Source organism: Candidatus Edwardsbacteria bacterium, from assembly GCA_018821925.1.
Lineage (GTDB): Bacteria > Edwardsbacteria > AC1 > AC1 > EtOH8 > UBA2226.
This window is the reverse complement of record JAHJLF010000053.1, coordinates 11,952-34,319: the sequence shown is the minus strand read 5'-3', so window position 1 is coordinate 34,319 and position 22,368 is coordinate 11,952. Positions and strand designations below refer to the sequence as shown.

Genomic DNA, 22,368 nt, shown 5'->3' with positions numbered 1-22,368 from the left:
TACACAGAGAAGCATTGAGTACCGGCCAGTTGTCTCAAGGATGTGAATATAGCCGGGAAGTAAAATATTCAACGAATTAAAAGCCGCCATGTAAATGGCGGCTTTTTCCTATTTATTGTCTTGACAAAATCCCCCTGCTTTCATACAATAGGGACATGAATAAGTATATTGTAAATATAACACTTATACTAGTCTTAACACTTTCTTCCCAAACCCTCTTTGCCTGGGAACCACCCTTTAATATTACCAATAACGACACAAATGAAGTTATTTCTAAAATACCGTGCATAGCCGGCGGCAGGGACGGCATATCGCATATTGTATGGGAATGCTGGGACCCCGACAATTTTTACGGCGCCCATTGGGTAATGTATTCTGCCGGGCATGACAGCATATGGTCGGCGCCCAAACTGATATCCGGCAGCACTCCGGCCTATTCTTCCGTAAGACCTGCATTGGTAGTAGATACTTTAAACCGGCCGTTTGTGTGCTGGATGGACGAAGGCAGCGGGAATATATATTATGTCTATTGCAGCGATACGATCTGGACGGCTCCACAGCCTGCTTTCCCCAAACCCGGAGGTAACGTGGGTATAAGAATGGCTTTGGACAAGCAAAATAATATCCATGCCGTATGGCACGAAGTGTCGGATACCGGGGGCATTTGGTACAGCAAATGGGACTGGAACAACTGGAGCCAGCCGTTGGAACTGGAAAGGGATACCAATATTGTTATGGCCTGGGCAGACATTGCCATTGACAGCAAGGATGACCTGCATGTAATTGCCATGGATTACCGCAATAGCAAGGGTTATCCACTGATATATTTCAAGCGGGAAAACAATATTTGGAAACGAATGCCAATGCCACCGGATATGTCTACCGGACAATCTTGTAAACCAAGGCTTGCTATTGGGCGCGGCGATACGCTTCATTTGGTGTGGGAAGAGAGAAATATTGCAACTATTAAGAACGAGGGCTATTACTGTAATTTTTATGGCAACAATTGGAGTGTGCCTTTAATGTTGCCTTCTGATACATATGATGCATTAGAACCACAAATAAACTATGCTGTTGGCACGTCTCATATCCTTTGGACAATTGGCAGTGGAACAACTGTGGGTATATTATATTGGCGCCGTGACAGCACAGGTGCTTGGGAGACGCCTGCTTACTTGACAAACGTAAACAGTTCTTCTTTCCCCTCAATATATTACGACCAAATTGGCGATATCCATTCAGCCTGGCATGCCAATGGTGATATATTTTATTCCCATCAATTTGTCGGCATTGATACCGGCAATGGATTTATGCCGGATACAATTACTTGGGCAAATAGGATCATATGCAATAAACCAAACCCTTTTAATGTTAAAACGACGGTCGTTTATGAAATTAAATACCAAGGCAACTTAAAGCTTGAAATATATAATATTATCGGGCAATTGAAAAAAACAATCAATGTAGGCTCACGTACACCGGGTAGGCATGAAACAATCATACCGGTGGATTCATCTTTTGCTAACGGCATATATTTATACAGACTGAAAATAAATAACGCACCTACCGCATTTCATAAAATGTTAATAATTAAATAGGAGAATCACAGTGAAAAAGATAGCAATGCCTATAATTTTATTTGCTCTAATACAGTTAAGCACTGTGTTGTTAGCAGATAATACTGCAATTGTTATGAGCCATGGCGTTACCTATAAGGGCATGAACATTCCCGAAGGGTGGGATCCGGCGGTAGTTGCCAAAGATGATATAACGCGCGATGAATTCTGGAACGATACCTATTTGATGTGGGAACTGCTTTATGAAAAATACGGCTGGCCGGAGAAAAAGAAAGGGGCAGCGGTAGATGGCATATATGTGTTGTATTCAAATGGCAGAGACTGGCTAGATGCGGGTATAAGGTATAACCCTTATGAAAGGCATGGAATATATAATTTAACCGACTATCCTGAAAATAAACAAAATGTATACGATATGTTAATGTGGCTTAAAAATGGAAACGGCGACCAGGGTGTCCCCGCAATGACACCGGAAGATATTTTATTCGTTTATAATAATAGCCACGGCGGCATAGATGAAGAGCCGCCGCTGAATAGCCATCATTTTAATGTAAATGATGGGATAATATATGCAAGAGACTTTGCGCCACCTATAAATTCTATTACTAATCAAAAAAGGATTTTTTGGTTTGGTCAATGTTATAGTGGTGGTTTTATTGACTATTTGAAGGATACTAAAACGGTCATTCACACAGCAGCTTCCTTTGATGAAGCTTCATGGAAGGCTGATGATGTAACTAGAAATGGATCACCTTTGCCGGAAAATGAAATATATAATGGGATAACATATTACCACCAGGAAATGAGTTTTCACAATTTAAATAGCCAGCGCGGTAAGGCCTTGTTTGAACCCACACGAGAAAGCTATGCTTATCCACCAACGGTTAATGCTGATCTAAATGGTGATAATAAAATTTCAATTTATGAGACATGGATATATGAAAAAGACCATGAGTCCAGACCCGAAACCCCGCAATATAGCGATTTGGGAAACATCGGCAGCAGTACTTTTTTGGATTATATTCCACAAACGGTTCAAGAAAGCAGAGTCCAGAATGTGGTATTAGATGTGGGAAGTACTACAAGCTTGGGTAATGTAAATATTGACGGCCAATCTTATCAATCTCCTTATGCATTTGTGCCCGTATCGAGAGTATTTTCGGTCGGTGCGGCACCATTCATTTATTACAATGAAACGTATCTCTACTTTTGCGGTTGGTCTGATGATTATTACCAGGACCATAAGGTCTGTCCCTCTGCAATAGGACAGACATATTCTGCTTTTTATAAGAAAAGACCTACACTGGCTGTTACTTATGACGGCGCCAGAGTGAGATTCAATTGGGATTGGCTTCTTGGCAGCAGACCAAAAAACTTTCTGCGCTTTGAGTTATATCAAATGGGTTTAGGTAAAATATATGAAGGAACAGAAAATTATTTTTCTCAAAATAAAACCATCAACACGAAAACTATCTATCAATTAAGAGCGGTAATAAGCATGGGTGAAGAGGTAAATTTCGATTCGAACACAAAAACGATATATCCGCCCAACCCCGGTGATCCAGTTGTTGCCGAAGTAAATACACCTGATGCTACTGCCTTTTCTAATGGAAAGAAGATTGTTGTTGACTATTCCATGAAATTGCATGTTGTTTTTTCAAATAACGATAATGTTTATTATACAACTTCTATTGACGAAGGCGAAACTTGGACTACACCGATTGCCGTGGGTTCGGGCAAGCACCCGGCCATCGAATTAACAACCGGCAACCTGCCCACCATTTGCTGGAATAACGGCAATTTACTGTATAGCTCTAAAATGGTAAGCGGGGCATTCGAGGCCCCCCAACTTATTTATACTGGCCCCGAAGGTTCCGAAATATCATATCTTTCATATGTTCTGGACCAAAACACCAACAATTCATACCTGGGCTGGGTGGACGAAGGGGCTTCCGGTTCTTCAGTGTTGATATCTACTTATAACCCCTCAACTTCTGCAACCCTGGCTCCAATCCCCATTGATCAGGGCGGCGCCGACGCTTTCAAATCGCCGTCACTGGCCTTGGATAAAGCCGGAAACTTGAAGACCGCCTGGAGCCATTCCGGCAAGGTTTATTATAAGGACAACAGCGAATTTTTCGAGATGAGCGATAACGGCATTCACCCCATAGTTGACACCTATGGCGATAAAACCACAGTTGTTTGGCAGGAGGAGATTGCCCCGGATGTATATCAGGTGGTCAAGAAGACCAAGGGGATAAACGATTGGTCCGACAAACAGGTAATTTCTTACCCCGATGGACAAAACGCTGATTTCCCGGTGGTGGCCGCAGCTGGACAATACCTTTACAGTAAAAATGTAAAAGATGATGATTATGATTTGATTTGGTTTTCTGAATATGACAATGGATTAAATGCACAATATCAAAATATTTCAGGGGTGCAGGGTGGCATTTCGCGGTATCCTTCTGTCGCGTATAAACAAAGTTGGCCCCAAAATAAACTATATACACTTTGGACAGAAGAAATGCCAGACAATACTAAATCAACGGCCTCAATAATAATTAAAACATATCCTATGACAATAGACCCTGTGCCATTAATTTATATTGATCTTGGTTCTGAGGAATCCCTTGTATATACTACACAAAGAGGTGGGACCATATATTATGGCCCGCATCCGAATTATACAGTGGATTATCATAATACACAACTTAAGTATAAATTCCAGAACTTAGATATAAATAAGCGGTATAGGGTTAAAGTTACATATTATCATAACTTTGACAAGACATTAAAACAAACGTTATCAGTAGATAAAACCTTTAATACAAAATCCAAGATTGATCCTAAAACAGTGGTTACCGAAGAGCATTGGATTCCCAATAGTTGCCTAAAAGACGGGCAGATAGAGGTAACAATAACCAAAACTATTGGTGAATATGCGGTTTGTTCGGTGATTGCCTTGTATGAGTTTGACAGGGATTGTGACAGCAAGTCTTCAGAAAATATTGCCGAAAGCAGCAGCAAGTCTGTTAATATTTACAGCTACGAATTAATGCAAAATTACCCAAATCCCAACACCGGGAAGACAGCAATAAAGTATCAATTGCCCCAGCTGGAGAAAGTAAGTCTTAAAATCTACAATACCCTAGGCCAAGTAGTGAAAACATTGGTTTCCCAGGAACAACCGATGGGTTATTATAATGTAACCTGGGATTGCAAAGATAATACCGGGAAGTTAGCGGCAAACGGGGTATATTTCTATAGATTGGAGGCAGGTGATTTCAGGGCTACCAAGAAAATGGTAGTCATAAAGTAAGCAGTAAGACCTCTTATCTAGTAAAAAGCTGGAGCATAGCTCCAGCTTTTTCTTAATTGCAGAACCAATTGCATTTATCCGCAACGCTGTGCTAATATATGTCTATGGTATTTTCATCCGATCTCATCGAAGCAATAAGAAGCGCCCAAAGCTGTCTGGTCCTGACCGGGGCCGGGGTCTCGGCCGAGAGCGGCCTGCAGACCTTCCGGGGCATGCAGGGCCTGTGGGACGATTTCGATCCCATGAAGCTGGCCACCCCGGAGGCCTTCGCCTGCGACCCTAAAAAAGTATGGGAGTGGTACCAGTGGCGCCGGGAGAAGCTCCCATTGGTCCAGCCCAACCCCGGGCACTTGGCCATCGCGGAGATGGAGAAATATTTCAAGCATTTCCTGCTGGTCACCCAGAACATTGACGGGCTGCACCAAAGGGCTGGCAGCGCCAAGATGGTGGAGCTGCACGGTAATCTCAACCGCAACAAATGCTCCCGTTGCGGCATCATGATAGAAACCCTGCCGGCCTCCGACGAGATCCCGCCCCGCTGCAAGTGCGGCGGGCGCATCCGTCCGGATGTGGTCTGGTTCGGCGAGATGCTACCGGAGGCGGTCCTGAAAAAAGCCTGGCAGATGGCGGGGGTGGCGGATCTGTTCTTTTCGGTGGGCACCTCCTCAGTGGTCCAGCCGGCGGCCTCCCTGGGCCTGATGGCTAAGAACAACGGGGCCTTTTTGATCGAAGTGAACCTGGAGAGGACAGAATTGAGCGGCATTTTCGACCAGGTCTTTTTAGGGAAGGGCGGCCAGGTAATGCCCTCGGTCCTGGAGGAGATCGTGAAGGCCAAGGCCGGCGGGAACTGAATGATTGGCAGTGGTTTTGCAAAGTTCAGGGGCACAACGCCGGCCTAAGTATTGTATTGACAGGGCTGGCTTTTAGTAATTTTATTATGAACGGTATAATTTAAAAAACACTCCCAAGCCGAACTCAAAAGGTTGCAGATCAGAAATCGACTATTTTCCAAAGAGAGGGTAAAAAATGCGGCCAAGTCTTTCAGGATTTATAAATGAGATCCAGGAAATACCTTCTTGACAACAGGGCAACCATAGTTGTATATTAATACCGGTAAACCGATAACTATAACAATTAGCTACAGGAGCGAACATGGCCAGGAGCAAGAATAAACAGAAAATGAAAAGCCAGGATTTCAAGAAAAAACGGGTCCGCCGTTCCCAGAGGAAGAAAGCCATCAAGGCTGTAGCCGGCGGCATCAGCAAGACGCCAGCCAAAAAGTAAATCCGCCCGGCGCCGTTATCAGCCCATAAAATACAGCGGCTGGCTTCAATAAGCCGGCCGCCGGAATATCCAACGTTTTTTAGGAGACAGGAAATGGCCATTGCCGAGATCACCGTCGTGCCAGTGGGCACCGGGAGTCCCAGCGTTTCCAGCTTTGTGGTGGACACCATCAAGCTGGCAAAAAGCACCGGGCTGAAGCTGGAGATAACCTCCATGGGCACCAATATCGAGGGCCCGTTGGAAGATATTCTGGCGGTGGCCCAGGCCATGCATCAGCGCTGCCTTTCCACCGGGGCCCCGCGGGTGTTCACCTCCATCAAGATCGACGACCGGAAGGACAAGCCGGTGACCATCGAAGGAAAGCGGGCCCGGGTGGTGGAGGGGCTTAAGAAAAAATAATCCCAACACAGCTGTTTCACTTAGGGTAATGAAAATGGAACATATCTATCTTGATCACAGCGCCACCACGCCGGTGCGGGAGGAGGTCCTGCAGGCCATGCTTCCCTTTTACGGCCCCAAGTTCGGGAATCCCTCCAGCATTCATTCGCTGGGCCGGGAGGTCCGCCAGTCAATAGAGGCCTCCCGGGAAAAGGTGGCGGCGGCGCTGGCTTGCGATCCTTCGGAGGTGGTTTTTACCGGCTCCGGGACCGAGTCCGACAACCAGGCCATCAAGGGGGCGGTATTTGCCAACCGGGACAAGGGCGATCACATCATCACCACCAAAATAGAGCATCATGCGGTGCTCCACACCTTTGAGTACCTGCAGAAACATTTCAACATCAGGACCACCTTTTTGGGGGTGGACCGATATGGCCTGGTGGACCCCGAAGAACTGAGGCGGGCGATAAACCAGAAGACCATACTGGTTTCGGTGATGCAGGCCAACAACGAGGTCGGCACCATCCAGCCCCTGCCGGAGCTGGCCAATATCTGCCGGGAGAACAAGGTATTGTTTCACAGCGATGCCGTCCAGGCCTTCGGCAAACTGGAGACGGACGTGAAAACCCTGGGGGTGGATCTGCTGTCGGTATCGGCCCACAAAATATACGGCCCCAAGGGGGTCGGAGCGTTGTATGTCAAAAAGGGGACCCGCCTGCATCCCCTGATCCACGGGGGCGGACACGAAAAGAACCGCCGGGCCGGCACCGAGAACGTTGCCGGGATCGCCGGTCTGGGGGCGGCCGCAGAACTGGCCGCCGGCGAAAGGCTGGTCCAATGGGACCGTTTGACCGCCCTGCGGGAAAGATTGTGGCAGGGCATCGAGAAGAACATTCTCCATGTCAGGCGGAACGGGCACCCGGAAAAATCGCTACCGGGGATCCTGAACGTCTCATTCGAATACATCGAGGGGGAGGGCATCTTACTGTCTCTGGACATGAAGGGGATCGCGGCCTCCTCGGGCTCGGCCTGCACCTCCGGCAGCCTGGAGCCATCCCACGTGCTGGCGGCCATGGGGGTGCCCACCGAGATCGCCCAGGGGTCATTGCGTTTTTCCATAGGAAGAGGCAACACCGAAGAACAGATGGATTATACCGTGGGGGTGCTGTCCCAGGCGGTGGCCCGCCTGCGGGAGATGTCGCCCATCGCCCCCCGGGCCTCCTGCGGCATCAATAGCAAATCCTGCTGAGAGCTCGTTTGGTTTAGAGATTTTTTATCAGGCCATCGTCAATATCAGATGAGGTAAGTTATGAAATCCCGAAAAAATAATTTCACCAAGGAGGTCATTTCGTCCCTGGGCCAGGATAACGGCGAGACCGCGGAGATATTGAAACAGGTGGAGCAGGTGCGCCGGGAGAAGGCCGACAGCCTGTACAGCGACCTGATATACACCATGGTCCATCTCCACTTCAGCGAGAACCAGGCCAAACAGCATTGGGAGAAGGTGCTACAGCACAAGCAGGAGATGAGCCGAAAGCTGGGCCGCAATGTGGGGGTCAGGGTGGCCCTGCTGGATTATTTCATCAACCTCCAGCAACAGATACAGAACCCCAAAATAATCGAGATAGATCTGTTCGAAAAGACCCTGCTGTCGGCGGTAACCGACGGCCTGACCGGGCTCTATAATCACCGTTTTTTCCAGGACCGCTTGGACGAGGAGGTGGAGAGGGCCCGGCGCTACGGGATGTCGTTCTCCCTGCTGATGATCGATGTGGACGATTTCAAGATCTACAACGACGCCAACGGGCACATCGCCGGGGACGTACTGCTGGTGGAAATCTCCAAGATTATGCTGCAAGCGGTGCGCAAGGTGGATGCCACCTCCCGCTACGGGGGCGAGGAATTCACCATCATCCTGCCCTCCACCAAAAAGAAGGGGGCCCTGACTATCGCCGGGCGGATCTGCCAGAAGGTAGCCGCCGGACATTTTCCCAATCAGAAAGTCATGCCAGGCGGCAAGGTCACGGTCAGCGCCGGGGTGGCCTCGTTCCCCGATGACGGGGGAAGCAAGATCGAGCTGCTGGATTGCGCCGATAAATTATTATATAAGGCCAAGGCTATGGGAAAGAACCAAGCCTTTGGGATCTGCAAAGAGGAGTGAAGTTGATAAAAAGCCCACCGAACATCGATAATTATGTCATAGGATGGCGGAGACATTTCCATAAAAATCCCGAGCTTTCTTTCAAGGAATTTCAAACCTCCCGGGTGTTGGCGGCTGAGTTGAAAAAGCTCGGGATGAGGGTTAAACTTAAGGTAGGCGGCACCGGGGTGGTGGGCCTGCTCCAGGGCTGCCGTAAGGGGAAGACCGTGGCATTGAGGGCCGATATGGACGCCCTGCCGGTCAATGAAGACAACAGAACATCCTATGTTTCAAATAACCCCGGGATCATGCACGCCTGCGGGCACGACGGGCATATGGCCATGCTGTTGGGAGCGGCAAAAATGTTGTCCTCCCAAAGAGATGTGATCAAGGGGCAGGTCAAATTTCTTTTCCAGCCGGGGGAGGAAACGCCCCCCGGCGGCGCCCTGGGGATGATCAAGGATGGTGCCATGGAAGCTCCCAGGGTGAATGCCGTCTTTGCCCTCCACCTGGATTCCTCCCTTCCCACAGGGAAGGTGGGCCTCTGCAAGGGGCCGATGATGGCGGCCTCGGATAATTTCGAGATCACGATTGCCGGAAAGGGCGGCCATGCCGCCCGGCCCCACGACTGCCTGGACCCGGTGACCACCGCGGCCCAGATAATCATGGGCCTGCAGACCATAGCCAGCCGAAAGGTCGATCCGGTCCACCCGGCGGTGGTGACCGTCGGTCAGGTCCAGGCCGGCAGCAAGCATAATATCGTTCCTCAACAGGCGCTTTTAACGGGCACCGCCCGCACCATCGATTTCTATTCCACCAAAATGATGCCCATCTGGATCAGGCAGCTGGCCGAAGGCATTGCCCGGGCCAACGGGCTGAAAGCCAGCTTAAGATATGAGAGGGGCTATCCAGTGCTGTTCAACGACCCGGGCATGGTCGACTTCTGTGAAAAGGTAATAGCTTCACTGCACGGCAAAAAAACCGCAGTCCGCATCACCGAGCCCATGATGGGCGGCGAGGATATGGCCTATTTTTTACAAAAGGCGCCGGGGGCATTTTTAAGGCTGGGCAGCCGTAAAGATCGGGCTACAGCCCACCCCTGGCATCACCCCAAATTCGCCATAGACGAAAAGGCGCTTCCGCTGGGGGCCGAGATCCTGACAGCAATAGCTTTAAATTATTTATCCCAATAACAAGGAGCAGCCAATGTTCGGCAGAATCCATAAAGCATATTTATTGTTAATGGCATTGTATCTTTTTTTATCCTGCGCCAAGCCGGTGGAGATCGTAATTCCTGACGACCCGGTATATCCCACCTCGGGTACCGCCACCGTTGACAACAAAGAAGTGGTAAATTATAACGGAAGCGGATTTTATTTTGCCACAGCCCAGGTAATCTATTACCCCAACACCAGCGAGGTTTTTCCGGATATTTCGGTAAGAGTATCCTTAGCAACCAATTATCTGCCGCAATTTTGGTCGATAGACGGCAATTCGGCTTTTAAATTACTGGATAGCTCCCCGGACTCGTCAAACGCCTATGCCTTTTTCGACTCGCTGACGGCTATTTCGGACACCTCGGGATTTGTTTCCCCAATATCCAACCTGTCAGTATATCAAACCCTGGCTATCAGGGCAAATCAAAAAAAATATGCCAAGATAATTATTACCAAAATTACGGTTGACAGCATCAACAACATTACCGAAACAACTTTTAAATGGGTTTACCAACCCGACGGCAGTCTGACTTTTCCGGCCCAATAACTCCTATCATCAGAAAATGAAAAATTCGGCAAAAATATCAAAGGCAGTTATAGCTTTAATTTTATTTCTCATCGGCGGGGCCTGGGCTCAATCGGATTGGCATCAATATAGGAGCTTCGGCGGCGCTACCTTTGAAGGCGACATCCGCACCATAATAACCGACCCCCGTTATGTGTATGCTTTTTCATCGGCCGCCGGGGCCAGGTATGATAAGCTGTTTGATAAATGGGATTTTTCTTTTCCCCTGCATCCCCCCAGCAGCAACTTTCAGTTCACGGCCCTGGACCATTACTTCAACGACCTCTATTTTGTCTATGCCGACAAAATGATCCCCTACCGCCTGATATCCGACATGCAGAACCCCCCTATATTCCTTCCCGAAACCATAGCCCAGGTGGCTTTTGGCGCCGAAGGCGTCTGGGTCAGGACCCCCGGCGGGTATTATCTTTGCGATCGATGGTCGGGGAAGTGCAGCAAAGAATCAGCCATCCCCCAACAACTGGAATGGTTCGGCCGGGTCGATGCCGAATCGCTTAGAAGCAACAGCCGGCTGTATTTTCTGGCCGAGCCGATTTGGGATAGCTGGGCCGGGCGGCATTATCTTACCGCCTATGCGGCAGAATTTACCGGCCGGTATGCCTGGGCGGCTTATTCCGGCTTGGGGTTGTGGAAGTATGATCTGATCAGCAAAGAAAAAATCCAGGTCACCAAGGGCTTTTTAGCCAGCACCAGCGTCTCCGGGCTGTATGCCAGCGGCCATACCGTAGGCACAACCGGACAGGGGGGCATAACCCTGATAACCAAAGATAGCGACCAGTGGCAACAGCTCAACAAACTGTTCAATCTTGACCTGGCGAACTACCGCCTTAACTGTCTGGCTTTTGACGATAAAAGGGTGTTCATCGGGACCGACCGGGGGATCATCACGGTCAAGAGAGGAAGTGATTTTGCCACCACCATCACCCGTTATGACGGCCTGCCCGATGACATGATTACTGCATTGTTGCTGCAATCCGACACGCTGTGGGTGGGCACCCGCTCCGGCCCGGCAATATATGCTGTAAAATCAGGCGGTAAATCCTTTGGCTGGGAGGGCCAGGATGAGCGTGAAGTCAACCAGATAGCCCTGGGAACCGGCCAGGTTTACCTGGCCACCAGCCAGGGCGGCTTGATTTTGGATAAATCCGACAGCCTGAAAATATACCGCTATGACGGTAAATCTCCGGTCGAAATGGATGGCGAATTACTGGGGGTAGCGGTTGATGGACCTTATGTTTGGTGGCTGTCGGGAGATGTCCTGCTGCGCTACGACAGAAGAAGCGCCTCCTGGGAAAAATATCCCCGGGCAGGCAATTATAATGCCGGCAGATCGGTATGTCTGGCAGTGGATGATAACAATCTTTGGATTGGCACCGATGCCGGATTGGTCCGTTTTGAGAAAGCTAAAAGCTTGTGGATGGTGTATCGCAAGGAGGACGGACTGCTGGATGAGCATGTGGCAAAGGTGTTATCAGTGGACGGTGTATTATGGGCCGGCGGCCAGCTCGGGCTGACAAGCTTTTCCTGGAAAGAGAAAGACCGGGAAAAACGATAAGATGGAAAGAGACGACATAAAATTGCATTGGCGGTACCAGCTCCTTGAAACTATCGGGCAGGGCGGATTCGGAAAAGTATTTCTGGTGCGGGACAGTATCACCGGCAAGAAACTGGCTTTAAAAACAGCCGATGCTTCCGGCCGTGCCCTCTTAAAAAACGAATTCATACGCTTGCACCGCATCAATCATCCGGGCCTGCCGGCAGTTTATGATTTTTACCAAACATCACAATCGGCCATGCTCGCCCAGGAATATTGTCCCGGCACCACTTTGTCGGTCAGGCTTTCCAAGGGGCCGCTACCGGAGAGCCAGGCCCTGACCGTGTTGAATAAGCTGGCTGTTATTCTGGATTTCATTCACCAACGGGGATTTATCCACGGAGACCTGAAACCGGAGAATATCATTTTAAACGGTGCGGTTGTCAAGCTGCTGGATCTTGGCCTGGCCAGGAGGGCAGGATCAAGCCTGACCGGGATCACCGCCGGCACTCCGGCCTATGCCTCTCCGGAACTTATTTCGGGACAGGGAATCATTACCCAGGCTTCTGATGTATACAGCCTGGGTCTTTTATTATATGAAATGCTGTCCGGGAAACTTCCCCCCCCCGAAAGGCGGTTTAACAGGAATGAACCGTTGATGGCCGATATCAAGGAAATGATCTCCGGCCCTGGGGCTGATATCCTGATGAAGATGCTCCGGCACGACCCGATTGAGAGGTTGGGTTCGGCCGGAGAGCTGCTTATGGCGGGCCGCGAAATGGAAATATTTCAAGATCCAGAATATTTGAGTGGTTTCGATTATGTCGCCCCGCAAGATGGTTTAAGGAAGGTCTGGTCCTTGTGTAATAAAGGCCAGGCGGTTTTGATTAATTTGACCGGCGGCCCGGGGGCCGGCAAGACGCATTTTTTAAAGGAAGTAAATTATATAAACCAGCTTAAGGGAGGCCGGAGTTATTATATTGACGCAGCTGCGCTGACCGATGCAAATTTGCGGGATCTTGAATTTGAAAACGGATCTTTTATTCTGGTTGATAATGCCGGGAAATCAACAGAGCTAGTAAAGACGCTGGCCGGGGATAAGAAGTTCAGTATAATATTTGCCGGGACGGGTGATGATCCGCAAAGCCAGCCGGAGAACATGGTGCGCCTTTCATTGAACCCGGCCACGGAACAGTTATATCAAAGGGCTCTGAGGGGATGTCTGAGCGGAATAAACCGGTACGATCTGGGACTGCTTGCCAGCTGGCTGATCAAACAAACCGGCAATGACATCGAGCGGGCTGAAAAACTGGTCGGTCATCTGGTCAGACAAGAACTGATCGGGCGAAAACTCGGGACCTGGCATTTAAAATGGCCAGAAATTCATAAGGACCCCAGCTGGCCGATAGAAATTAAAAATAAACTGGAAGCCTGGTGGCAAAACCTGTCCAGCGACGAGAAAAGGGCGGCGATAAACGTCAGCTTAGGCAAGGTCTCCTCAGACCAGGATCCGGTGATCGGCTTGAGATACAAAACAGTAAATTTTGATGGCCGGTGGGCAATGGGCGACGATCAGGTTTTAGCGCTGGTGGTCGGAAAGTGGGGGACAGGGGAACATCAAGAGTTTGCTGGATTGGTAAAAGGCCGCGGGGATACCACCGGGCAGTTTTTCTGCCGGGGCATCTATAAAAACCTTTTATCCCAAAAGGGAGATTGGGAAAGCTGGGTTTGGGTGACGCTGCAGTTGTATAAAAAGGCGGCGGCGGCAAGGGACATCTACGGCACACTGTTCCTGGCCCGGGATCTGGTTGATTCGGGCAAAACAGGAACGGATCTTCACAAGGAACTGGCCGTCAAAATCACGGACACCTATTGCCAACTCGGGCAATGGAAAAACGCCCTTGAGACCTGGATGTCCCTGGAAAAAACTCTTAAAGACGATCCGAAATACTGGAAACGATTTTTCTATGTTTCGATAACGGGCGGATTTCTGGATGTCGCCGAGAATAAAATCGAGGAGATCGTCCGGGGCAGTATATCTATTAATGAAGATATAGTAATGATGGCCAGGGCCTATGGAGGGTATGTTAAATCTATTAAGGGCGACCCTGCCTTGGGGCAAAAGATAATTCAGACCGGCATTTCTCAAAACACGAAGGAGGGAAAAGACTGCCTGGTAAAATTAAGTTATGAATTAATGGCTCAGTTAGCATACCGTAATGGCTGCTGGGGGGAGGTCATAAATTATCTCGACAGGGCGCGGCAGTATACCTGCGGCGATGAGAGCGATGATTCAATGCGGAGTGATTTTGTTTATGCTATTGCTCTGTGGATGACGTCAAATTTGACGAAGGCCAGGGATGTGATTACGGAAACGATAAGTCGGGCGGATTCCCAGATTCCCAGCCAGCGGCTGGCTAAAGTTTATTGCAGCCTGGGGGCGATATTATTCGAGCTTAAGGACTGGAAGGGCGCAATAGAATCCCATCAAAACAGCATTTATCACGCTTTGGCTACCAACGAAACCAACAGTTTAATCAGCTCCAGATACGGACTGGCAAACATATCCATGAAGCAGGGAAGGTTCGGGCAGGCATATAATATATATTATGAGCTGTACCATCAAAGTAAAGCGGATGGGGAAACCGGCGCCCCGATCGGCTATCTGACCACCCTGGGGATATTGGAAAATATGCTGGGGAGAAAAGAGCTGGCCCTGGAGCGCATCGACAAAGCTATCGAAGTCAACCGATTGCAAAAATCCCACTATCCGGAGGAAACGATCCTCAAAGCCAGGGCCGGGGTTGAGTTGGAACAGGGAAAATACGAGATGGCCCTATCCACCTTTGCCGAGGCGCTTGATGACTATAAGGATAAGGCCATGACACCTGATCCCGAGATATATGCGGATATGGCCTATGCGGAATATAAAATAAGTAATATTGAAAAGGCCAATGAATGGTTGAAAGCGGCAAAAGATGCCCCGGATAAAAACCCGGTACTGGTCAGCCGGATAAAAGCGGTGGAGGGAATGATAAATATGGCTGATGAAAACACAAGATTGGAGGGGGCCAGGATGTCCCTGGCGGCTGGAAAGGAAATGCTGGAAAGCGGGGACAAGTTCTATGCCGCCAATTGCTGGCTGCAAACAGCCGAAGAAGCGATAAAATATAATGATAGAGATCTATTGAGGGAAATAATGCCCGGGCTGCTAAAGGCGGAATCGGAATTCATCGAAATGGGAACCCCCGATTATTTAAAGAGAGTCCGGGAGATCATCGTCAAAGCTTCGCGTATATATTTCGGCCAGTCCGGCAAATCAACCGTTCCGGTAGAATTGCTTAGAGGCATTTACCAATTAGCCGAAACATTGTCAACTGAGGGCAGCCAGCGATCCCTGGCCCAGTCTGCCCTAAAGCTGGCGGTGGAGATGGCGGGGGCCGAAAGAGGGGCCTTGTTCCTGCTGGATGAAAAATCTAAAATAAGCCTGGCGGCCCAGATCGACCTGGATGACCAGACCAAGAACGACGCTCTGGAATTTTCAGCTTCGGCGGTATTGAACAGCGCCAGCCAGGGGGATGTGATAATTTCCAACGATGCTTCGGTGGATGAAGCATTCAGCTCCAGATTGAGCGTTCAGCGGAATGTCATCAGATCATTGTTGTGCGTTCCCATCAGCTTCCGGGAAGGGGCGGCCGGGGCCATCTATCTGGATTCGAGGGTCACCTCAGGGCTATTCGGCAAGGAACAGAAGGAATTCGTGCTGGCTTTGGCCGGCATTATCGGTGCGGTGCTGGAGAGCAATAAACTGATCACTAAGCTCAAATCCAGCCAGGGCGATGCCATATCGCAGGCAGAAGATATTTCTTCCTTAGTAATCGGACAGTCCGCGCCAATGCAGCAGATGATCGACAGGATAAAGGTCATTGCCAAAGCGGACATAAACGTGTTGCTGGACGGCGAATCCGGATCGGGCAAAGAGGTAATGGCCCAGGCCATTCACAAACTGTCGGAAAGAAGGGGACAAAAGTTCCTGGCCCTGGATTGCGGCTCGCTCCCCGAAACGCTTCTGGAATCGGAACTGTTCGGCTATGTCAGGGGGGCTTTTACCGGGGCCAACAAAGACAAGACCGGGCTTTTTGAATCGGCCGACGGGGGCACGGTGTTCCTGGACGAGATCTCCAGCGCCAGTCAGGCGGTCCAGCCCCGCCTGTTGAGGGTGCTGGAAAGCGGCGAGATCAGGAGGGTGGGAGAATCTGCCAGCCGGACGGTGGATGTACGGGTGATCTGCGCCACCAACCGGGACCTGGAGATCGAGATCAACGAGGGGCGTTTCCGGGCGGACCTGTATTACCGCCTTAAGGTTGTGACCATTCCCATTCCGCCACTGCGGGAGCGGGGAAGCGATATCCTGCTTTTGGCGGAGTTTTTCAAGGATAAATACCAGAAAAAATTCGGTAAAATAGGGCTGCGGTTCAGCTCGGAAGCAAAGCATCAAATGATGAATTACTCCTGGCCCGGCAATGTAAGGGAGCTGGAGAACACCATCCAAAAGGCTGCATTATTGGCGAATACAAAGACCATATCCATTAAAGAGCTGGAGATATCTTCGGATATGGCAACAATAAAAGACAAGAAGCAGATCGATCAAGGACAGGAAATTGGGGAGGCCATAAAAAACTTTAACGGCAACATTACGCTGGCGGCAAAGTCAGTAGGAATTTCCCGGCGCCATTTTTACAGGTTGATAGAGAAATATAAAATTAAAGCATGACTGGAATTATAAATTGACCCGGCACTCGGGACTGACCTGGGAATTAAAATAAAACTGTGACATTGGACTGAAGTGTGCCATAATGACACACATTAAATAACATACTGAAAAACAGTGGTTTAACTAAATAATCGAACCTTATATCATGCGCCAGTGAGACATTATGTCTCACTGGCTTTTTTTATTGTTGAAACCAAGCCTCTTTTGATAAACCATAACTCGTTGCAGGGCAATATAATTTATTGATCCGGAGAAGAATCTTTTGTTTGGCACGGATAATGAGAGTATTAATATATGAACAAGCAATCGAAAATCAATAATTTTTGGAGTAATAATGAAAAAGTTTCTAAGTTCTATTTTACTGGCAGTAGTGCTGATCTCGGCGATCGGTGTAGCAAATTTAGTTGCCGATGACGACCCGCCCCCCCCAACCACCACGGGGACCAATCCACTACCGCCGCTTCCTCCCATAGAACCATAAGTAAAATATCTTCGATCATGAAAAGTCAATTGCAATCGCCGGGCCGGATGATTCATCCGGCTTCGGTTTGTTTTTCATCTGTTTATTATAAGGAGAGGGCATGTTCGATAAGATCCACGTATATCACTTTCTGCTCAATAACGGGCAGGAGTATTACGGTAAAGTGCTGGCCCATGATAAGGATAAAATCATAATCAATGCCTTGGGCAAGATCGATCAGCCCAAAAGAATGATTTTATACCAGAATTCCATGGTCCTGGCCGAGCGGATGGAAGCCCGGGCATATTAGCAAAAATCAAGTTTTGAATTGTCGGAACGAAAGAATGTCCGAAACATCCCCCGATTTGAAAAGCGCGCCTGCCGGGGGCCGGACTATTTTATTGGTCGAGGACGAGGTTTCGGTAAGAGAAATAGAGACGCAAATGCTGATTTCCGCTGGCTATAAGGTCTTGCCGGCTGGAGATGCCTTTGTGGCGGAACGCCTGTTCATGGCGCATTGGGTTGAAATTGATCTGCTGCTGGCCGATATGATCCTCCCCGGCGCCACCGGCTTGGAGCTTTATAAGAAATTCAAAAAAAGGAAATCTGGGCTGCAAGGGATAATCGTTTCCGGAAGCCTGGAGGAGGATTGCGAATTGAGCGATGACATACTGTTCCTGCAAAAGCCCTACCGGATGACAACCTTGATAAAAAAGGTAAATGACATCTTTGAAAGATGAAAATAAAGACATGGAGGATCCGGATCGTATGGCAGATCCTGTCTGCGGGCTAAGCCATCGGTTCCCGGCCGGGCAATATGAACTTTTTGATCAGGATCATAAATTCCTCTGCTGTGATTCCCGCGATTGTCCCTATAAAAAGATCCACCACAAACATAAGTACTGCCTGTTCAAGGATAACTCCGGCGACCTGTGAGTCTTTTAAAAGGTAAGATAATATGGAACAGAATATCTATCCCATAATTTTCGTTCCGGGGATCCTGGGGACCGCCCAGTCCGGCCACCATCGGCTGGAATACCAGGCGGCCTGCAATCCGGCCCTCGACAAGATGACGACCGATCACGATCCGGTGATGCCGGACGATGACGGCGGATGCGACCGCCAGATAGACCGGCCGGCATACCAGAACAAGGTGATCTCCCTGCTGTACGGCGAGATGATAGCCGAACTGCGGGAGAGCCTGCCCCTGGACCGGGAGGGATATGCCAGGACCTATGTGTTTCCTTACGACTGGAGGCACTCCATCAGTCATAACGCCGCCAAACTGGCGGATTTTGTCGAGCTGATCATCAGCAAAAGCAATGCCCATACCATCTACCAAAGACGGGGGCTCAAGGTGGATAAGGTAAATATAGTGGGCCACAGCATGGGCGGATGCCTGGCCAAGCATTACGCCACGGTCCTGTTGGGCGAGAGCCGGATAAACCGACTGGTGATGCTGGCCTCGCCGCTGCGGGGTTCGTTATATGCCCTGAAGCACCTGATAATGGGCGAGGCCTGGTTCTTCGACTGGTTCACCCGCAAGGGCAAGAGGCGGGTTGCCCGGACCCTGCCTGGGGTATACGATCTGCTGCCCTACGACGGCTTCGGCAACCCGGAGGAGAGCTTGCTGTGGCCCAGCCCGGCGGTGGAGAGAAAGGGCGAGCCGGTAAACATCTTCGATCCCTCCAGATGGCAGGACAATGTGGCCGCCCAGATAGGACCAGAGGCGCTGGCCCGTCACCTGGGCAATAGCTACAGTTATTACCGCAACGCCCGGGATTTCTCCCCGGAATTTCAAAAAAATGTTTTGATGGTCTACGGCAAGGGGGAGAGGACCCTGCGGTCGGTGAATGTCGGCAGCCGCAACCCGGTGGATTACAATTTCCCCCGGGACGACCGCTGCGATCCCATCGGCGACGGCGTGGTGCCGGCGGTCAGCACCTATTGTGAGGGCATCTACCAGGTCTGTGTTACCAAGAAGAAGCTGGGCGATTGGGAGCTGGACCTGGGAAAGATCGCCGGGTTTCACGCCTCGTTCTGCGCCTACGACCTGATCCAGGACCTGGTGATATCATTCCTGACAGGAAGGGTAATCAAGACCGTGCGGACCGAGTTCAAGCTGACGGACATAGAGCAGCTGCCCAAATTCACCATCGACCAGGTGGACAAGCTGGACCGGGAGCCCATCTACAGGTTCTGACGGGATGATTGCACCCGTCACATTTATGTACAGGAATTTCAATCTTTGGATGCAGATAAACGCAGATTTTAATGATTTACTGACGGTTGGCAAATCCAAAATACGAATATCGAAGCTCAAAACAAACCCGAAGTTATGAATTTCAGAAACCCAAAAAAGCCAAGAAACCGGACGCTTTTGGTCGTTAGTAAACTTTGGTTTAAAGATTTATAATAATGAACAAAGAGGGTATCTGCGGATATCAGCGTAAATCTGCCTCCCAGCCTAATTTATAGAAAAACAAAAGCAAATCTAGTGCAGGTCCTTTTGCCGCCTCGGTTCTTCCCCAAGTGTGGGGAAATGATTTTAAAAAAGAAACAAAACATACTTGAAAGGAAAAGGCATGCTATTTTCGGAACAAACCCTTAAGCAGGCTTGGCAACGGGCCGGGGGAAAATGCGAGTCAACCAGGATCATTGGCGGGGAGAAGGTTCCCTGCTGCCGCGATCTTCACTGGGAGAAGCACGGCCAGCTGCATGAGGCGGAGGGCTGGCTGGGGCATCACCGGGTAAAGTTAGTCAATGGAATAATCGACGTGGCCGCCAATTGCGACATCATCTGCCGGGAGTGCCACCACCGGATCCAGCCGGGCGGAAATGTCCTGATGGTCAACCAAACCATTTAACCAAAATCAGAAAGGATCAAAATGAACGGCAAGCCGGGTCTTTTTGAAACCACCGGGGGGAACGCCTCAGAAGCCTATCTGATGCTCCGCGGCAAAGGCAAGGCGGTTCCCTATGCCTGGGTCAAATCGGCCCAGGACACCCGGAAGAAAAAACAGGCAGAGCTGGGCGCCAAACTCAAGGAAAAAAGCTTAGACGCGGTCCCCCTGCTAAGGGAATGGGAGAAGGCTCTGGAGCGGGAGCGCTTCTATTACGGCCTCAGGGCCCTGTACGATCTGGAGCAGAACGGGGAGACCAAGCTGTAGCCAGGGAACAGGGGACAGGGGGCAGTGGACAGTGGACAGTGGACAGATCAGAGGGAATAGATGACAGATGTCAGGGGACAGGGAACAGATCAGAGGGAATAGATGACAGATGTCAGGGGACAGTGGACAGTGGACAGATCAAAGGGAATAGATGACAGATGTCAGGGGACAGGGAACAGATCAGAGGGAATAGATGACAGATGTCAGGGGACAGGAGACAGAGAACAGGGATCAGCACGGCAAGCATCAATAAATAATGGAGGCTTCAGCATGGCGTTTTCAGGCAATCAAATGCAAAAGTACAAATGCCCCTGCGGCAAGAGCTATTTCACGGTCAACCTCTATCACGACGATAATGGGCCCTTTGACGAACACTGGGAGATGAACTGCAATCAGTGCAAACAGCGCTATCAGCTCAGTTCGTTCCTCGAGGAGACCGACCGGGGCCTCAACGAGGCCTATCTCTGGGCGCCGATAAACATCTTCAGCGAGCTGGCTATCGTGGAGGGCCAGCTGCATAAGGCTCGGAACGACGCCCTGGCCCTGGCCCGGGAATTGTATCTGGAGCGGTGGATCCTCTACTGCTGCCGGGGCCAGACCAAGAGGGATATCTGGAGGAATTTAAGCGACGATGGCCGGAGGGAGCCCGGCTTTGCCCTGTTCGACAGCTTGGTAAACGACCTAAACATGGGCCACTACCTGAAAAACTATTTCCATTACCAGAACCTGGATTATATCCTGAAAAAACTGCGGGCCCGGGATCTGCGGTTGGATGATATGAGAAGCCAGACCGCCGATCTGCAGCGCCGGCTGGAAAAGGCGCAGGGCCTGATGCGGATGGAGGGCTTCGCCGGCCAGAGCGAATACGCCAGGTGATCACTCATAAAGGCCGATAGGAGAATATCGCAGGGGCGGGGGTCAACCCCGCCCTTGGCTGTAATGCCCGGCTATACTGTCATTCCCGACCTGATCGGGAATCCAGGGCACCCTGACTTACTTTCTCTTGACCTCACCCTTCCCTCTCCTAATGCTTTAGGAGAGGGGTAGGGGAGAGGTGCGGCACAAAAAAGAAAAAGAACAGACAGGTGATAAGCTTCTTGCCTTACTTTCTCTTGTGACCAAGAGAAAGTAACAAAGAGAAGTCCTGGGGGCGCTCCAGCTAATGTTGATAGAAAAGAAAACATGGTGATAGGATCCATTATTTGCGGCATGTCTTTTTATCCGATGTCCGATGCCGCCAACCGCCCCCCGCCATTAGCAGGGTGCTTATCTAGGTGGGCAAGCCATACCCCGGCCGATCATTTTGGCACAGCCAAAACGACCGGCTTATGTTTGGTACGGCAAAATTGCCGAAGGCGGGGAACGGGGTGATATTGATTTTAATTTCATAAAATATATAAAATGACTGAAGGGAAGATCATGATGAAAAATATGGCCCAGATAATATGCCCGCATTGCCGCACCAATGTTTTTGCCTATCGGAGCTATAAGGGGCGCACCATCATAACCACCGGTAGCGCCCTGGTTTTGGGGATAGCCGGGGGCCTGGCCGGTTTATCCCTGGGGATCGCCTCCCGGGGAGGCGGCCTGCCGGCCGCCGTGCCGTTTTCCGTGATGGGCCTGGTGGCCGGCACCGGGCTGGGGTATATGGTCTCCGATAAAATAGCCGATAAGCCCACCTGTCCCAAGTGCGGCGAGGTTTTACATTTGTGTTTTTGACTGACCTCCCCCTGACCCCCTCCAATCCTTCGACAGACACATATATGCATACCTCAGGACAGGTTCCGGGAGGGGGAATAACGTAGGGGCGAAAGGTCTTTCGCCCGGGACATACCAATAAACCCGCCATGTCATTCCCTCGGAAGAGGGAAACCAGGACCTAAAGACACCGTTGCCTTTCTTTTGTAACACCTGCCCCATGCCTTT

Annotated in this window: 19 protein-coding genes; 18 read left to right on the top strand and 1 reads right to left on the bottom strand. The window is 50.1% G+C overall.

The annotated features are described in order from the left end of the window. The first annotated feature begins 494 nt into the window (after positions 1–494). From KJ869_06255 to KJ869_06210, 10 genes are all read left to right on the top strand, one after another. A complete protein-coding gene (locus KJ869_06255; GenBank protein ID MBU1576795.1) occupies positions 495–1,598 on the top strand; it encodes a T9SS type A sorting domain-containing protein in 1,104 nt (367 codons plus the stop codon). Positions 1,599–1,608: 10 nt separating this feature from the next. Further along, complete coding sequence (locus KJ869_06250) at positions 1,609–4,899, top strand: T9SS type A sorting domain-containing protein (GenBank protein ID MBU1576794.1); 3,291 nt, start codon at positions 1,609–1,611, stop codon at positions 4,897–4,899. Positions 4,900–4,997: 98 nt separating this feature from the next. Then, complete coding sequence (locus KJ869_06245; GenBank protein ID MBU1576793.1) at positions 4,998–5,750, top strand: NAD-dependent deacylase; 753 nt, start codon at positions 4,998–5,000, stop codon at positions 5,748–5,750. Between the two features lie 526 nt (positions 5,751–6,276). Further along, complete coding sequence (locus KJ869_06240) at positions 6,277–6,582, top strand: MTH1187 family thiamine-binding protein (protein ID MBU1576792.1); 306 nt, start codon at positions 6,277–6,279, stop codon at positions 6,580–6,582. Positions 6,583–6,616: 34 nt separating this feature from the next. Continuing rightward, positions 6,617–7,810, top strand: coding sequence for a cysteine desulfurase NifS (gene nifS, locus KJ869_06235; protein MBU1576791.1), 1,194 nt, complete (start codon positions 6,617–6,619; stop codon positions 7,808–7,810). 60 nt (positions 7,811–7,870) lie between these two features. After that, positions 7,871–8,722 carry a GGDEF domain-containing protein gene (locus tag KJ869_06230; GenBank protein MBU1576790.1) on the top strand — a complete coding sequence of 284 codons (852 nt, stop codon included), beginning with the start codon at positions 7,871–7,873 and terminating at the stop codon, positions 8,720–8,722. Positions 8,723–8,724: 2 nt separating this feature from the next. Further along, entirely contained in the window at positions 8,725–9,894 is a 1,170-nt protein-coding gene (locus KJ869_06225) for an amidohydrolase (protein ID MBU1576789.1), read from the top strand. Between the two features lie 13 nt (positions 9,895–9,907). Next, positions 9,908–10,465, top strand: a complete 558-nt coding sequence (locus KJ869_06220) for a hypothetical protein (protein ID MBU1576788.1) — start codon at positions 9,908–9,910, stop codon at positions 10,463–10,465. Between the two features lie 16 nt (positions 10,466–10,481). Further along, positions 10,482–12,059: a hypothetical protein gene (locus tag KJ869_06215; protein ID MBU1576787.1), complete on the top strand. Its 1,578-nt coding sequence runs from the start codon at positions 10,482–10,484 to the stop codon at positions 12,057–12,059. Position 12,060: 1 nt separating this feature from the next. Then, positions 12,061–16,812 (top strand): sigma 54-interacting transcriptional regulator, encoded by a 4,752-nt coding sequence (locus tag KJ869_06210; GenBank protein MBU1576786.1) that lies wholly within the window; start codon positions 12,061–12,063, stop codon positions 16,810–16,812. A gap of 168 nt (positions 16,813–16,980) precedes the next feature. Here KJ869_06210 and KJ869_06205 read toward each other — a convergent pair whose 3' ends face one another. Then, a complete protein-coding gene (locus KJ869_06205; GenBank protein MBU1576785.1) occupies positions 16,981–17,349 on the bottom strand; it encodes a hypothetical protein in 369 nt (122 codons plus the stop codon). A gap of 44 nt (positions 17,350–17,393) precedes the next feature. On the opposite strand from KJ869_06205, the gene KJ869_06200 reads away from it, so the two are divergent. The 8 genes from KJ869_06200 (at position 17,394) to KJ869_06165 (ending at position 22,161) form a co-directional block, all read left to right on the top strand. Beyond that, positions 17,394–17,582 carry a hypothetical protein gene (locus KJ869_06200; GenBank protein ID MBU1576784.1) on the top strand — a complete coding sequence of 63 codons (189 nt, stop codon included), beginning with the start codon at positions 17,394–17,396 and terminating at the stop codon, positions 17,580–17,582. A gap of 34 nt (positions 17,583–17,616) precedes the next feature. Beyond that, positions 17,617–18,012: a response regulator gene (locus tag KJ869_06195; protein ID MBU1576783.1), complete on the top strand. Its 396-nt coding sequence runs from the start codon at positions 17,617–17,619 to the stop codon at positions 18,010–18,012. 28 nt (positions 18,013–18,040) lie between these two features. Next, positions 18,041–18,208 (top strand): hypothetical protein, encoded by a 168-nt coding sequence (locus tag KJ869_06190; GenBank protein ID MBU1576782.1) that lies wholly within the window; start codon positions 18,041–18,043, stop codon positions 18,206–18,208. A 22-nt stretch (positions 18,209–18,230) separates the two neighbouring features. Beyond that, on the top strand, positions 18,231–19,475 hold the full coding sequence (locus KJ869_06185; protein MBU1576781.1) for an alpha/beta hydrolase: 1,245 nt from the start codon (positions 18,231–18,233) through the stop codon (positions 19,473–19,475). A 382-nt stretch (positions 19,476–19,857) separates the two neighbouring features. After that, on the top strand, positions 19,858–20,139 hold the full coding sequence (locus KJ869_06180; GenBank protein ID MBU1576780.1) for a hypothetical protein: 282 nt from the start codon (positions 19,858–19,860) through the stop codon (positions 20,137–20,139). 21 nt (positions 20,140–20,160) lie between these two features. Beyond that, positions 20,161–20,442 carry a hypothetical protein gene (locus KJ869_06175; protein MBU1576779.1) on the top strand — a complete coding sequence of 94 codons (282 nt, stop codon included), beginning with the start codon at positions 20,161–20,163 and terminating at the stop codon, positions 20,440–20,442. A 291-nt stretch (positions 20,443–20,733) separates the two neighbouring features. Further along, a complete protein-coding gene (locus tag KJ869_06170; protein MBU1576778.1) occupies positions 20,734–21,318 on the top strand; it encodes a hypothetical protein in 585 nt (194 codons plus the stop codon). 543 nt (positions 21,319–21,861) lie between these two features. Further along, on the top strand, positions 21,862–22,161 hold the full coding sequence (locus KJ869_06165; protein ID MBU1576777.1) for a hypothetical protein: 300 nt from the start codon (positions 21,862–21,864) through the stop codon (positions 22,159–22,161). Positions 22,162–22,368 lie beyond the last annotated feature (207 nt).

Bases quoted from the DNA above. Each gene is read 5' to 3' on its own strand.
- KJ869_06180 (MBU1576780.1), top strand. From the start codon at position 19,858: ATGCTATTTTCGGAACAAACCCTTAAGCAGGCTTGGCAACGGGCCGGG.
- KJ869_06185 (MBU1576781.1), top strand. From the start codon at position 18,231: ATGGAACAGAATATCTATCCCATAATTTTCGTTCCGGGGATCCTGGGG.
- KJ869_06245 (MBU1576793.1), top strand. From the start codon at position 4,998: ATGTCTATGGTATTTTCATCCGATCTCATCGAAGCAATAAGAAGCGCC.
- KJ869_06205 (MBU1576785.1), bottom strand. From the start codon at position 17,349: ATGAATCATCCGGCCCGGCGATTGCAATTGACTTTTCATGATCGAAGA.
- KJ869_06170 (MBU1576778.1), top strand. From the start codon at position 20,734: ATGCAAAAGTACAAATGCCCCTGCGGCAAGAGCTATTTCACGGTCAAC.
- KJ869_06255 (MBU1576795.1), top strand. From the start codon at position 495: ATGGACGAAGGCAGCGGGAATATATATTATGTCTATTGCAGCGATACG.
- KJ869_06220 (MBU1576788.1), top strand. From the start codon at position 9,908: ATGTTCGGCAGAATCCATAAAGCATATTTATTGTTAATGGCATTGTAT.
- KJ869_06190 (MBU1576782.1), top strand. From the start codon at position 18,041: ATGGCAGATCCTGTCTGCGGGCTAAGCCATCGGTTCCCGGCCGGGCAA.
- KJ869_06200 (MBU1576784.1), top strand. From the start codon at position 17,394: ATGTTCGATAAGATCCACGTATATCACTTTCTGCTCAATAACGGGCAG.
- nifS (MBU1576791.1), top strand. From the start codon at position 6,617: ATGGAACATATCTATCTTGATCACAGCGCCACCACGCCGGTGCGGGAG.
- KJ869_06165 (MBU1576777.1), top strand. From the start codon at position 21,862: ATGATGAAAAATATGGCCCAGATAATATGCCCGCATTGCCGCACCAAT.
- KJ869_06215 (MBU1576787.1), top strand. From the start codon at position 10,482: ATGAAAAATTCGGCAAAAATATCAAAGGCAGTTATAGCTTTAATTTTA.
- KJ869_06240 (MBU1576792.1), top strand. From the start codon at position 6,277: ATGGCCATTGCCGAGATCACCGTCGTGCCAGTGGGCACCGGGAGTCCC.
- KJ869_06210 (MBU1576786.1), top strand. From the start codon at position 12,061: ATGGAAAGAGACGACATAAAATTGCATTGGCGGTACCAGCTCCTTGAA.
- KJ869_06175 (MBU1576779.1), top strand. From the start codon at position 20,161: ATGAACGGCAAGCCGGGTCTTTTTGAAACCACCGGGGGGAACGCCTCA.
- KJ869_06195 (MBU1576783.1), top strand. From the start codon at position 17,617: ATGTCCGAAACATCCCCCGATTTGAAAAGCGCGCCTGCCGGGGGCCGG.
- KJ869_06230 (MBU1576790.1), top strand. From the start codon at position 7,871: ATGAAATCCCGAAAAAATAATTTCACCAAGGAGGTCATTTCGTCCCTG.